Source organism: Haemophilus sp. UMB1048, from assembly GCF_030218125.1.
Classification (GTDB): domain Bacteria; phylum Pseudomonadota; class Gammaproteobacteria; order Enterobacterales; family Pasteurellaceae; genus Haemophilus_D.
On sequence record NZ_JASOPB010000006.1, the window covers coordinates 152237 to 164907 of the forward strand.

Annotated in this window: 14 protein-coding genes; 5 read left to right on the top strand and 9 right to left on the bottom strand. The window is 40.5% G+C overall.

From position 1 onward, the window contains the following. Positions 1-35 precede the first annotated feature (35 nt). From aspA to ureA, 9 genes are all read right to left on the bottom strand, one after another. A complete protein-coding gene (gene aspA / locus QP437_RS07160; protein ID WP_285267413.1) occupies positions 36-1454 on the bottom strand; it encodes an aspartate ammonia-lyase in 1419 nt (472 codons plus the stop codon). A 159-nt stretch (positions 1455-1613) separates the two neighbouring features. Next, entirely contained in the window at positions 1614-2426 is an 813-nt protein-coding gene (locus QP437_RS07165) for an urease accessory protein UreD (protein ID WP_285267414.1), read from the bottom strand. A 50-nt stretch (positions 2427-2476) separates the two neighbouring features. Beyond that, on the bottom strand, positions 2477-3112 hold the full coding sequence (gene ureG, locus QP437_RS07170) for an urease accessory protein UreG (protein WP_285267415.1): 636 nt from the start codon (positions 3110-3112) through the stop codon (positions 2477-2479). Between the two features lie 83 nt (positions 3113-3195). Then, positions 3196-3903: an urease accessory protein UreF gene (locus QP437_RS07175; RefSeq protein ID WP_285267416.1), complete on the bottom strand. Its 708-nt coding sequence runs from the start codon at positions 3901-3903 to the stop codon at positions 3196-3198. Next, positions 3888-4445 (bottom strand): urease accessory protein UreE, encoded by a 558-nt coding sequence (gene ureE, locus QP437_RS07180; RefSeq protein ID WP_285267417.1) that lies wholly within the window; start codon positions 4443-4445, stop codon positions 3888-3890. The genes QP437_RS07175 and ureE overlap by 16 nt, the downstream gene beginning before the upstream one ends. A 364-nt stretch (positions 4446-4809) precedes the next feature. Then, on the bottom strand, positions 4810-5430 hold the full coding sequence (locus QP437_RS07185) for a glutathione S-transferase (RefSeq protein ID WP_285267418.1): 621 nt from the start codon (positions 5428-5430) through the stop codon (positions 4810-4812). A 37-nt stretch (positions 5431-5467) separates the two neighbouring features. Beyond that, the gene (ureC, locus tag QP437_RS07190; protein ID WP_285267419.1) at positions 5468-7186 is read right to left on the bottom strand and encodes an urease subunit alpha; all 1719 of its coding nucleotides are present in this window, start codon (positions 7184-7186) and stop codon (positions 5468-5470) included. 11 nt (positions 7187-7197) lie between these two features. Further along, entirely contained in the window at positions 7198-7503 is a 306-nt protein-coding gene (ureB, locus tag QP437_RS07195) for an urease subunit beta (RefSeq protein ID WP_005629499.1), read from the bottom strand. 51 nt (positions 7504-7554) lie between these two features. Beyond that, positions 7555-7857: an urease subunit gamma gene (ureA, locus tag QP437_RS07200; protein ID WP_049356356.1), complete on the bottom strand. Its 303-nt coding sequence runs from the start codon at positions 7855-7857 to the stop codon at positions 7555-7557. Positions 7858-8027: 170 nt separating this feature from the next. On the opposite strand from ureA, the gene QP437_RS07205 reads away from it, so the two are divergent. The 5 genes from QP437_RS07205 to uspA all read left to right on the top strand — a co-directional run bounded on the left by QP437_RS07205 (position 8028) and on the right by uspA (position 12484). Further along, entirely contained in the window at positions 8028-8318 is a 291-nt protein-coding gene (locus tag QP437_RS07205) for a co-chaperone GroES (RefSeq protein ID WP_005696765.1), read from the top strand. A gap of 23 nt (positions 8319-8341) precedes the next feature. Beyond that, positions 8342-9988: a chaperonin GroEL gene (groL, locus tag QP437_RS07210; RefSeq protein ID WP_065244178.1), complete on the top strand. Its 1647-nt coding sequence runs from the start codon at positions 8342-8344 to the stop codon at positions 9986-9988. 113 nt (positions 9989-10101) lie between these two features. Beyond that, positions 10102-10650: a YecA family protein gene (locus tag QP437_RS07215; RefSeq protein WP_285267420.1), complete on the top strand. Its 549-nt coding sequence runs from the start codon at positions 10102-10104 to the stop codon at positions 10648-10650. Positions 10651-10662: 12 nt separating this feature from the next. Then, entirely contained in the window at positions 10663-11955 is a 1293-nt protein-coding gene (pepP, locus tag QP437_RS07220) for a Xaa-Pro aminopeptidase (protein WP_285267421.1), read from the top strand. Positions 11956-12058: 103 nt separating this feature from the next. After that, positions 12059-12484, top strand: coding sequence for a universal stress protein UspA (gene uspA / locus QP437_RS07225; protein WP_014064852.1), 426 nt, complete (start codon positions 12059-12061; stop codon positions 12482-12484). Positions 12485-12671: the final 187 nt, after the last annotated feature.

A 12671-nucleotide genomic window follows, 5' to 3' on the forward strand; every position in this document is an offset into this window, starting at 1 on the left:
TCAAAATTGACCGCTCTTTTTATCTCTCTGCGAGATTATTTATTTAATTTCGCTTTGTAAGTTGGGTTCATTAAGTTTTCTACAGAAAGGATGTCATCCAATTGTTCTTTCGTTAATAAACCTTTTTCTAATACCACTTCACGTACGCCTTTACCGGTTTGTGCACAGATTTTACCGACTAAGTCACCGTTGTGGTGGCCGATGAATGGGTTCAAGTAAGTCACGATACCAATAGAATTGTAAACGTAGTTTTCACAAGTTTCTTTGTTTACGGTAATGCCATCAACACATTTATCACGTAAGTTCACACATGCATTGCCTAAAATCTCAATAGATTCAAACATTGCTTGTACGATAACTGGCTCCATTACGTTTAATTGTAATTGACCCGCTTCTGATGCGAAGGTTACAGTTGTATCGTTACCAATTACTTTAAAGCATACTTGGTTAACCACTTCTGGCACAACTGGGTTTACTTTTGCAGGCATGATAGAAGAACCCGCTTGTAATTCAGGTAAGTTAATTTCTTTAATACCTGCACGAGGACCAGAGGAAAGTAAACGTAAGTCGTTACAGATTTTTGATAATTTCACTGCTGTGCGTTTTAATGCGCCATGTACAGAAACATAGTCGCCACAGTCTGAAGTTGCTTCGATTAAGTTCTCAGCACCAGTGCAATGTAATCCAGTTACATCAGATAAGTGTTTAACAACAGAAGGTACATAACCTTGTGGAGTATTTAAGCCAGTACCGATGGCAGTTGCGCCCATGTTTACTTCTAGTAAGTGTGCTGCAGCTGCTTTTAAGTGTTTCACTTCTTCAGCCATTAATACAGCAAAAGCTTTGAATTCTTGACCCACGGTCATTGGTACAGCATCTTGTAATTGGGTGCGGCCCATTTTTAATACTTTCTCGAATTCTTTCGCTTTATTTTCAAAACCTTGTTGTAAATAAGCCACTTTTTCAAGAAGTTTAACTACACTGTTGTAAACCGCAATATGGAAACCGGTAGGATATGCGTCATTAGTTGATTGGCTCGCATTCACATGATCCATTGGGTCAAGGTATTTATATTCACCTTTTTTGTGACCTAAAATTTCTAATGCTAAGTTTGCAATCACTTCGTTAGTATTCATGTTTACAGAAGTACCTGCTCCACCTTGATAAATATCAGATGGGAACTGATCTAAACATTTACCGTTTACTAATACTTCATCACAAGCTTTTACAATCGCTTCAGCAATGTTTTGTGGAATTGCACCCAATTCACCGTTAGCTAATGCAGCTGCTTTTTTCACCATTACCATGCCGCGTACAAATTCCGGTACATCAGAAATGGTTACATTAGAAATGTTGAAGTTTTCGACCGCTCTTAATGTGTGGATACCCCAATATGCATCCGCTGGCACATCACGTTCGCCTAATAAATCCACTTCTTTTCTGTATTGAGTCATTTTAATCACCTTTTTGGTTGTTAATTAATTTGAGGTAATTATAGGAATTTACATCGAAAATAAATTTGATATGGATCACATTTCAAATAAAAGGTGTAAGAGATATTTTCATTTCTCACATAAGTTTTTTTAGGGGAAATTAATTCAGCTATATTAATTTTATGCTGATTTTAGTTGTTCACCTATTTTCTCAAACAGTTTCTGGATGAGTTCGGCACGATGTCCTAATACTCGCACAACAAGTCCACCTTCATTTAACTGAGAAATGCCAATAAGTAGCGATTTTTCGCTTTCCTGTTGTTGAAGTATTTGGACGATTTGCTTAACTTCAGTTGGTGTTTTCTGTAAATTGAGATAAATCAATGAACCTTGATGTGAAAAATCTTCCATTTGGCTTAATGAGGTCAATTTCATTTGTTCAGGCTGCCATTGAATACAATCCAAAACAAGCAGTTTAGTTTGCCCATTGTTTTGCAAAAGCTGAATTTTCAGATGAGAAGAAAATTGACGAAATTCAAAACGTTCATTGTTTGCTACGCGGCCAATAGCCACAATCTCGCCGTAAATCAGAGTGCTATTAGGCTGCATATTGATGAATGTTTTTTGTTTAAATGCAGAATCCTTATGCAATACCAATGGGTGAGGCAAATAAAATAAACGGCTATTCTCTTCAAGCTGAATGAACGTGTTTTGTTCAGCAAAATCGCCTTCATTCATCGCCTGAACACGAGTAAAAGCCTGTGTGTTTAAAGAAAGTGCAGTCGATTCTGCGAGTGTTATTTGAATATCGATACGATCCCCAGATAAGAGCCCTGGCGAAGAAGACATCTGAATAGCATTAAGTCCATCCGTCCAAGCATCCGCATAAGCAGGTAATGTCATGACTTTAAAAGGTGGGGTAGCAAAATATTCCGCAAGCTGAGTTTTACCGCTTGGAGAAAGTTTAGTTGAGAGTTTGAGCGTACTATTCATAATTGATTAAATTTGTAAAAGTCCCCCTCCTAAAGAAGAGGGTGAGTGCTTTATCTCACTAAGGCTTTAGGTTCTTCTATATTTTTCAATAAAGCATATTTTTCAATCCAGCCAATCACACCGTCTAAATTTTCTTTCTTCATTAAGTTGGTAAAGATAAACGGCTGACCGTTACGCATACGGCGGGCATCGCGTTCCATGATACTTAAATCAGCCCCAACGAATGGCGCTAGGTCAGTTTTGTTAATCACTAATAAATCAGAACGAGTAATACCTGGGCCACCTTTACGCGGGATTTTTTCGCCTTGTGCCACGTCAATCACGAAAATAGTCACATCCGCCAAATCTGGGCTAAAGGTGGCCGATAAGTTATCACCACCAGATTCGATAAAGACGATTTCTACATCGGGAAAACGTGCAACCATTTCATCGACTGCTTCTAAGTTCATTGACGCATCTTCACGAATTGCCGTATGCGGGCAACCGCCTGTTTCCACGCCCATAATACGCTCTGGCAGAAGTAGGCTGTTTTTCGTTAAAAATTCCGCATCTTCTTGGGTATAGATGTCGTTGGTAATCACTGCGACGCTATATTTTGACGCAATTTCACGAGTCAGTTTTTCGATTAACGCCGTTTTACCCGCGCCAACAGGGCCTGCTACGCCAATTTTAATGTAGTTACGCATAATGTTCCTTTTGTGTTGATTATCGTAGAGGCGCTTTTTATATTCTCAACGATAAGTAAAAATTTAATAAAAAATGACCGCTCTTACGACATATAAAGTCGCGTATAAAGCACTTCGTGCTGCATGGAGCGGATGTCATTTGCGAGAGTTGCTGCACCCAGCCAATCAAGATTAGGCTCAAGGCTTAATTCGACAGCTTGCAAGAGCGCACTACGCAAATCAAACAGAATATCTTGCCCATCCATTTGGCTAAGTGGAATGAGTTTCACGCCATTGGTAATGGTACCAACTGCCGCATTGTAGTAAAACGCATACAGGGTATCCGCTTTGCTGAGCCCCATCGCTTGCGCTACCATCGCAAACACAATCGGGAAATAACCTTGCACGGTTTTATTCTGAATCGCTTGCTGAAATTGGCTCAACATCGGGTGTTGTTCATAGCGGATAAAAATTTTTAATAACCGCACGCCGAGTTTAAAACTGCCTTCGCGACTTTCTCGCGCAATTTTGGTCGCAGATAGCGAATGGTCTAATTCGCACAAATGGTCAAAATCATTGATAGCCATGGCTTCAAATGCGAGCGAAAGATAAGCGCCATCGTTATACACCCAGTTTTGCAAAAGCTGAGTTTGCACATATTCTTCTAAGCTTGGTTTCGTTGAAACAACACCTTGTTGAACAAAGGTTTCTAAACCGTTTGAATGGTTAAAGCCCCCGATTGGCAAAGTCGGGTCAACCAAGTGCAACAATGCGCCTAAATCTGCCAGACTTCGGTTTAATGTTGGTGCCAATTGCCGTCTCCATGATGGTGATAGCCATGATGATCGTGCGAATGACTATACGAATGCCCGTGCCCTTGTGCGGAGTTCGCTCTTAACGCTTGGCTTAAACGGCGTTCCGCTTTTTGCGGATGAAATCCTGCCGCTTGTAACCATTCAAACATCGGCTTATCGTAAGGCAATGTTACTTCATCGCCATCTAAAAACAGCGGCGAATGTTTATTGCCTATTTCATAACAAGCGCGAGCCATTTCAGGCAAGGTTTTCGGCGATAGCACAATCACTTCACTTGGTAAAATTTCAATCGCAATCACTAATTCATCGCTGATAAACACAACATCATCGTGTTTTAAACGTTGCCCTTCTTTTAGCAAGCGAAAGGCAACTTCGCGCCCCGTATTTGTGGTTTTACGCAGAATATTCCGTTCGCTTTCATACCACTGCAATGCCACGCGTTCAATGGTTTGATGCGTAATCTTGCCTTCAGCTTGAAGGCTAGTTAAATCGCCTAAAATGGTGTCCATAATAGGCAAAATAGGGTTAATGATTTTCATATTTTATATTGTTTAATTTCTTCGTTAATTGAGGCAGCCAAATCTCCCCTACCCCTCTTTGCTAAAGAGGGGGATTTTCTTTATAAATTTGCTGCCATCTGACTAATTTATATTTGCCATATCAAAGTAGAACAATGATGTAAAACCTCGCCCATTCTTTCCCCTCTTTGTTAAAGAGGGGATTTTCTTTATGAATTTGCTGTCATCTGACTAATTTATATTTGCCATATCAAAGTAGAACAATGATATAAAATCTCGCTCATTCTTTCCCCCCTCTTTAGCAAAGAGGGGTAGGGGAGATTTGGCAGAAGAAAAAACAGAGAAATTAGGTTATTTAGACCAATTTCGTAACGCAAAAAAATGGTTACGAAGTAGGCTTTGTTTCTCTTAAAACCTCATATTTTTCATTCATCTCTGCTGCCCAAGCGGTTAAATTTGGAAATTCTTTTGCAAGATCTAATCCAATTTTTTCTGCTCTAAATAAGAACCAATCAATGACTGCAACCGCCGTTAACGTACCAATGTTTAATTCCGTACCAAACGGTTTTAAATCTTGCTCAAGTCTTACAAAACTTTGACGATTACGTTCGGTTAGTTGTTGATGTCGAGCTGTCCACCATTCACTTTCAGGGCGAAGCATTTTTTCAGCCATCATCGGCACGGTGTTTTCCATAATGCCATCTGCTAAGTTATGTAAGGCGAGCGCCGCCCAACGTGGCTTGCCACTTTCTGGAATGAGTTTAGGCTCTACCTTGCCTTTTTGGTCGAGATATTCGCAAATGAGCAAACTGCCATAAAGCCAATTACCACAATTACGTTCTAACGCTGGCACTCGACCTAGTGGATTTGCCTGATTATGCGGAGAGCTTGCATCAAATGATGAACCAATTTTAATCAGTTCTGTTTTGTCTAATAGTTGTTGATATTTCAACGTTACCAGCACTTTACGTACATACGGGCTGGTGGTGGAGTACCAAAGTTTCATTGTAAATTCTCCTTAAAATTTGACCGCTCTTTTCTGCTTAGAACAAGAAATATCGTTGTCCTAATGGCACCGTATCCACGGGTTCGCAAGTAATGAGCTCACCATCTACACGCACTTCATAGCGTTCTGGATCCACCGTGATTTCAGGTGTTGCATTGTTGTGAACGAGATCTTTTTTACCCACACTGCGACAGCCTTTCACAGCAATGGTTTCTTTGTGCAAGCCGAATTTCGCACGAATATCGGCTTTTTCAGCAGCTTGCGAAACAAAGAATACTGCGGTTTGTGCTGTTGCCAAGCCTTGTGCTCCGTACATTGGACGGTAGAATACAGGTTGCGGCGTTGGAATAGAGGCATTTGGGTCGCCCATTTTTGCGTAGCTAATAAAGCCTTTTTTAATTACCACTTCCGGTTTTACCCCAAAGAACATCGGTTTCCACAACACGATATCTGCAATTTTGCCCACTTCTAATGAACCAATATGATCCGCAATACCATGTGCAATCGCAGGGTTGATAGTGTATTTCGCAATATAGCGTTTAATGCGGAAGTTATCGTTTCCTTCATTTCCTAACTCACCACGTTGCATTTTCATTTTATCTGCCGTTTGCCATGTACGAATAACGACTTCGCCAATACGTCCCATTGCTTGAGAGTCTGAACTCATAATCGAGAATACGCCCATATCATGCAAAATATCTTCCGCTGCAATAGTTTCAGGACGAATACGGCTATCGGCAAAAGCTACGTCTTCTGGCACGCGTTTATCTAAGTGATGGCAAACCATCAACATATCTAAATGTTCATCAATGGTGTTTTTCGTAAATGGACGAGTCGGGTTGGTTGAAGCGGGTAATACGTTTGGATACATCGCCGCTTTAATGATGTCAGGCGCATGGCCTCCACCTGCACCTTCCGTGTGGAAGGTGTGAATCACACGTCCATCAATCGCTTTCATCGTATCTTCTAAAAAGCCACTTTCATTTAGCGTGTCTGTGTGAATGGCCACTTGAATATCCATTTCATCTGCGACTTTTAAGGCAGAATCGATTACTGCAGGTGTTGCGCCCCAGTCCTCATGGATTTTTAAACCTAATGCCCCCGCTTCAATTTGTTCGCGTAGCGGATCTAAAGTTGAGCAGTTTCCTTTGCCGAAAAAGCCCACGTTGACTGGTAAAGCTTCTGCCGCTTGGAACATACGTTCCATATACCATGCGCCCGGTGTACAAGTAGTCGCGTGAGTACCATCAGCCGGGCCTGTTCCGCCACCAATTAAAGTCGTAACCCCACTTTCAATCGCATGTTGTGCTTGTTGCGGACAAATAAAGTGAATGTGCGTATCAATACCGCCAGCGGTCGCAATTAAATGTGCGCCATTATGTACTTCCGTGCTTGCACCGATAATCATGTTTGTCGTGACGTTATCCATGGTATCAGGGTTGCCTGCTTGTCCGATGCCGACAATACGACCATCGCGAATACCAATATCGGCTTTGATAATGCCTAATTTAGCATCAATGATCATCACGTTGGTAATGACAAAATCCAATACATTTGGATTGTCACGAATTGCCGTACCACTTTGCGCCATGCCATCACGCACGCTTTTACCGCCACCAAATTTGCACTCATCTCCTTTGGTTAATAAATCTTGTTCAATGGTTGCCCATAAATTGGTATCGCCTAAACGGACTTTATCACCAACGGTTGGGCCATAAGTTGCTACATATTGTGCTCTTGAAATTGTTAATGCCATTTTGCCCTACCTTATAATTTGCCATCAATTTGATTATGGAAGCCGTAAATGGTTTGCGAGCCTCCAAAAGCGACTAACTCGACTGATTTCACTTCACCCGGTTCAAAACGTACTGCGTTGCCAGACGGAACATTTAAGCGCATTCCACGCGCTAAAGTGCGGTCAAATTTAAGCGCATTATTGGTTTCAAAGAAATGGTAATGGGAACCGACTTGAATTGGGCGGTCGCCTGAATTGGTTACTTCGATTGTGACGGTTTTTCTGCCAACATTGGCAATAATATCGCCTTCAGCTAATTGGTATTCACCTGGGATCATTTTTAATTCCTTAGTTGTAAATTTTTTCCGATTTTTAACCGCTTGTACTTATTATCTAATCGGATTGTGCACAGTAACAAGCTTCGTACCATCTGGAAAAGTTGCTTCAATTTGTACTTCATGCACCATCTCAGCGACGCCTTCCATCACATCTTCAACGGTGAGCAAGGTTGCTCCATATTGCATGACTTCCGCCACACTCATGCCATCTCTCGCAGCTTCTTGTAAATGGCTAGCAATATACGCGATTGCCTCAGGATAGTTTAATTTTACGCCACGCGCTTTGCGTTTTGCCGCAAGCTCACCGGCTAAAAAAAGCATCAATTTCTCTTGTTCTCTTGATGTTAAGTGCATATTGTTATTCCTTGTTTTGTTTATTATGCAAGACGGGCTGAATTTTACGTAAAAAATGGCTAAATAGGAAAAACATTTTGTCATAAATTTTTTAATAACAGCCCTTGAAATCATAAAAATCTTCCTTATATAGGGTACGAACTTACAAATTTTTAAGAAGGAAATTAATCATGAATATTCGTCCTTTACACGATCGTGTAATCATTAAACGTGAAGAAGTAGAAACCCTTTCAGCTGGCGGTATTGTATTAACTGGTTCAGCAGCGACTAAATCAACCCGTGCAAAAGTATTGGCAGTAGGTAAAGGTCGTATTTTGGAAAATGGTACCGTTCAACCATTAGATGTAAAAGTTGGTGATACGGTCATTTTCAATGATGGTTATGGCGTGAAAAGTGAAAAAATCGATGGTGAAGAAGTGTTAATCATTTCTGAAAACGATATTTTGGCGATTGTGGAATAATTTAAATTAAGGAAAAAAAGAAAATGGCAGCAAAAGACGTAAAATTTGGTAACGATGCACGCGTAAAAATGCTTAAAGGTGTGAATGTACTAGCAGATGCGGTAAAAGTTACCCTTGGCCCTAAAGGTCGTAATGTAATTTTAGATAAATCATTTGGTGCACCAACCATCACTAAAGATGGTGTGTCTGTTGCACGTGAAATTGAATTAGAAGATAAATTTGAAAACATGGGTGCACAAATGGTGAAAGAGGTTGCCTCTAAAGCCAATGATGCAGCGGGTGACGGTACAACGACTGCGACAGTTCTTGCTCAAGCTATCGTAAATGAAGGTTTAAAAGCGGTGGCTGCGGGCATGAATCCAATGGATTTAAAACGCGGTATTGATAAAGCAGTAAGTGCGGTTGTTTCTGAGCTTAAAAATTTATCTAAACCTTGTGAAACTTCTAAAGAAATTGAGCAAGTAGGGACAATTTCTGCTAACTCTGACAGCATTGTGGGTCAATTAATTGCTCAAGCAATGGAAAAAGTGGGTAAAGAAGGCGTGATTACCGTAGAAGACGGTACAGGCCTTGATGATGAATTAGCGGTTGTGGAAGGGATGCAATTCGATCGTGGTTACTTATCACCTTATTTCATCAACAAACCAGAAACGGCAACTGTTGAATTAGATAACCCATACATTCTTTTAGTGGATAAAAAAGTATCAAACATTCGTGAATTACTTCCAGTATTAGAAGGTGTCGCAAAAGCGGGCAAACCATTATTAATTATTGCTGAAGATATCGAAGGTGAAGCACTTGCAACCTTAGTAGTGAACACTATGCGCGGTATCGTAAAAGTGGCAGCAGTGAAAGCACCTGGTTTTGGTGATCGTCGTAAAGCAATGTTACAAGATATTGCGATCTTAACAGCGGGTACTGTGATTTCTGAAGAAATCGGTATGGAACTTGAAAAAGCGACATTAGAAGATTTAGGTCAAGCAAAACGTGTAGTCATCAACAAAGACAATACCACGATCATCGATGGTGTGGGTGATGAAGCACAAATTAAAGGTCGTGTGGCTCAAATTCGTCAACAAATTGAAGAATCAACGTCTGATTATGACAAAGAAAAACTTCAAGAACGCGTGGCTAAACTTGCCGGCGGTGTCGCTGTAATCAAAGTTGGTGCAGCAACTGAAGTTGAAATGAAAGAGAAAAAAGATCGTGTGGATGATGCGTTACACGCAACTCGAGCCGCGGTTGAAGAAGGTATCGTTGCAGGTGGTGGCGTTGCCTTAGTTCGTGCTGCAGGTAAAGTGGCTGCAACCTTAAAAGGTGATAACGAAGAACAAGATGTAGGTATCAAACTTGCATTACGTGCAATGGAAGCACCACTTCGTCAAATCGTCACTAATGCAGGTGAAGAAGCATCAGTTGTAGCAAGTGCGGTTAAAAATGGCGAAGGAAACTTCGGTTATAACGCGGGTACTGAACAGTACGGCGATATGATCGAAATGGGTATTTTAGATCCAACTAAAGTCACTCGTTCTGCGTTACAATTCGCCGCTTCAGTAGCGGGCTTAATGATTACCACAGAATGTATGGTTACCGATCTTCCAAAAGATGATAAAGCCGATTTAGGTGCTGCCGGAATGGGCGGTATGGGAGGCATGGGCGGAATGATGTAATTCTTCCCTTTGCGAAAGAAAGTGCGATCGTTTTTCTTTATAGAAATGCGATCGCATTTTTATTTGTGTGGTGCTACACTTTAACGGTTTTCGATGATTTTATAGGTATAACAATGACAATTTCCCAAACTGAACTTAATCAACAACTCAAATCTGCCGGTATTGGCATTAATGCAACAGAATTACATGGCTTTTTGAGCGGCTTAATTTGTGGTGGGCTAAAAGACCAAAGTTGGTTACCGCTTCTATATCAATTCAGTAACGATAACCACGCTTATCCAACCGCATTAATTCAGCCAATTACCGAAATTTATGAGCAGATTGGTAAAACCTTATCGGATGTAGAAGGGTTTGATTTTGAATTGGGCTTAACAGAAGATGAGAGCGTGTTTGCTCGTGCAGACAGTTTATCAGACTGGGCAAACCAATTTTTACTGGGTTTAGGTCTTGTTCAGACAGAATTGGATAAGGAAAAAGGCGAAATTGGCGAAGCGGTAGATGATTTACAAGATATTTGTCAGCTTGGTTATGATGAAGAAGATGACGAAGAAGAGCTTGCCGAAGCCTTAGAAGAAATTATTGAATATGTTCGCACCATTGCGATGTTGTTTTACACCCATTTCAACGATGATGCGCAAGAAATAAAACCGATATTACATTAAAAGGAGCGAAACATGGATCTCGCATACATGGCGGCATTACCGCAAGAGGAATTTACAGAACGTCGTCAAAAAGTGTTAGCACAAATGCAGCCAAATTCTGCCTTATTGCTATTTTCCGAAATTGAAAAACGTCGTAATAACGACTGCGATTTTCCTTTCCGTCAAGACAGTTACTTTTGGTATTTAACGGGTTTTAATGAACCCAATGCTGCATTGTTATTGATTAAAACGGAAGATGCGGAAAAGGCGGTTGTATTTCTTCGTCCGCGAGATCCTTTGCTTGAAACGTGGAATGGTCGCCGATTAGGCGTTGAGCGAGCACCGAAAAAACTCAATGTCGATGAAGCCTATTCTATTGATGATTTCAAAACTGAATTTCCAAAATTAACGGAAAAATTGACCGCGCTTTATCATGTGTCAGATCGTCATCCTTGGGGCGATAAATTATTAGTTGAAAGTGCGGTGAAATTTTACGCTGTTTTTGATTGGCAGCCGATGTTAAGTGAAATGCGCTTAATTAAATCTCCAAACGAAATTCGCTTAATGCAACAAGCGGGACAAATTACAGCGTTCGGACATATTAAAGCGATGCAAGTGACTCGTCCAAATCGTTTTGAATATGAAATTGAAAGCGAAATTCTGCATGAATTTAATCGTCATGGGGCAAGATTCCCGTCTTACAATTCCATTATTGCCGGGGGCGATAATGCCTGTATTTTGCACTACACCGAAAATGATCAACCATTAAAAGATGGCGATCTTGTGTTGATTGATGCAGGTTGTGAGTTTGCTATGTATGCAGGTGATATCACGCGTACGTTCCCAGTGAATGGTCAATTTACCCAGCCTCAACGTGAGATTTATGAATTAGTGTTAAAAGCACAAAAACGCGCGATTGAGTTATTAGTGCCAGGTAATTCAATTAAATTGGCAAATGATGAAGTGATTCGTATTAAAACTCAAGGCTTGGTGGATTTAGGCATTCTGAAAGGGGATGTAGATAAGCTGATTGAAGAAAAAGCCTATCGCCAATTTTATATGCATGGTTTAGGCCATTGGCTTGGCTTAGATGTGCATGATGTTGGTCGCTACGACGATGATCGTAGCCGCACGCTTGAAGTGGGGATGATCATCACTGTTGAGCCAGGTATTTATATTTCAGAAGAGGCGGATGTGCCAGCTCAATATAAAGGCATTGGCGTGCGTATTGAGGATAACTTGCTAATGACTGAATATGGCAATAAAAATCTGACCGCGGCGGCACCAAAAGAAATCGATGACATTGAAAATTTAATGAAAAATTGAGAAGAATTCTCAAAATTGTGATCTAGTGCAAGTTTTTTGTGCAGTTAAGGTGCTAATATACTGTTAGATAAAAAAGACCAATCAAATCAGTAAGGAGTCGATTATGTACAAACACGTTTTAGTTGCGGTAGATCTTTCTGATGAAAGTGAATTTCTACTCAAAAAAGCCGTGGGAATTGCAAAACGCAATGATGCGCAACTTTCCATTATCCATGTAGATGTAAACTTCTCGGATCTCTATACTGGTTTGATTGATGTCAATATGTCATCAATGCAAGATAGAATTTCGAGCGAGACACAAAAAGCGCTAATTAATTTAGCAGAACATGCTGGTTATCCAGTGAAAGAAAAATTGAGCGGTAGCGGTGATTTAGGTCAAGTTTTGACGGACGCTATTGATCAGTATGATGTAGATCTACTAGTGACAGGTCATCACCAAGATTTCTGGAGTAAATTAATGTCTTCAACACGTCAAGTGATGAATACCATTAAAATTGATATGTTGGTTGTGCCACTTCGCGACGAATAGTGATCAAAAATTATTTTAGCTCTATTAAAATAACGTAAATTTTAACCGCACTTCTCAATCAATGCAGTAGAGTGCGGTTTTCTTTTTTAAGATCAGTGAAAAAGCCTTTTTCTCTAGGTCAAAATATGCAAGAATAGCAAGCTTATTTTATAAATCGTGATCGAGATAGAGACACAAGGTTTTATCA

Excerpts from the sequence above, each read along its gene's own strand:
- pepP (WP_285267421.1), top strand. The coding sequence starts at position 10,663 with ATGGATCTCGCATACATGGCGGCATTACCGCAAGAGGAATTTACAGAA.
- ureE (WP_285267417.1), bottom strand. The coding sequence starts at position 4,445 with ATGAAAATCATTAACCCTATTTTGCCTATTATGGACACCATTTTAGGC.
- QP437_RS07215 (WP_285267420.1), top strand. The coding sequence starts at position 10,102 with ATGACAATTTCCCAAACTGAACTTAATCAACAACTCAAATCTGCCGGT.
- ureC (WP_285267419.1), bottom strand. The coding sequence starts at position 7,186 with ATGGCATTAACAATTTCAAGAGCACAATATGTAGCAACTTATGGCCCA.
- QP437_RS07185 (WP_285267418.1), bottom strand. The coding sequence starts at position 5,430 with ATGAAACTTTGGTACTCCACCACCAGCCCGTATGTACGTAAAGTGCTG.
- QP437_RS07165 (WP_285267414.1), bottom strand. The coding sequence starts at position 2,426 with ATGAATAGTACGCTCAAACTCTCAACTAAACTTTCTCCAAGCGGTAAA.
- aspA (WP_285267413.1), bottom strand. The coding sequence starts at position 1,454 with ATGACTCAATACAGAAAAGAAGTGGATTTATTAGGCGAACGTGATGTG.
- ureA (WP_049356356.1), bottom strand. The coding sequence starts at position 7,857 with ATGCACTTAACATCAAGAGAACAAGAGAAATTGATGCTTTTTTTAGCC.
- uspA (WP_014064852.1), top strand. The coding sequence starts at position 12,059 with ATGTACAAACACGTTTTAGTTGCGGTAGATCTTTCTGATGAAAGTGAA.
- QP437_RS07205 (WP_005696765.1), top strand. The coding sequence starts at position 8,028 with ATGAATATTCGTCCTTTACACGATCGTGTAATCATTAAACGTGAAGAA.
- groL (WP_065244178.1), top strand. The coding sequence starts at position 8,342 with ATGGCAGCAAAAGACGTAAAATTTGGTAACGATGCACGCGTAAAAATG.
- ureG (WP_285267415.1), bottom strand. The coding sequence starts at position 3,112 with ATGCGTAACTACATTAAAATTGGCGTAGCAGGCCCTGTTGGCGCGGGT.
- ureB (WP_005629499.1), bottom strand. The coding sequence starts at position 7,503 with ATGATCCCAGGTGAATACCAATTAGCTGAAGGCGATATTATTGCCAAT.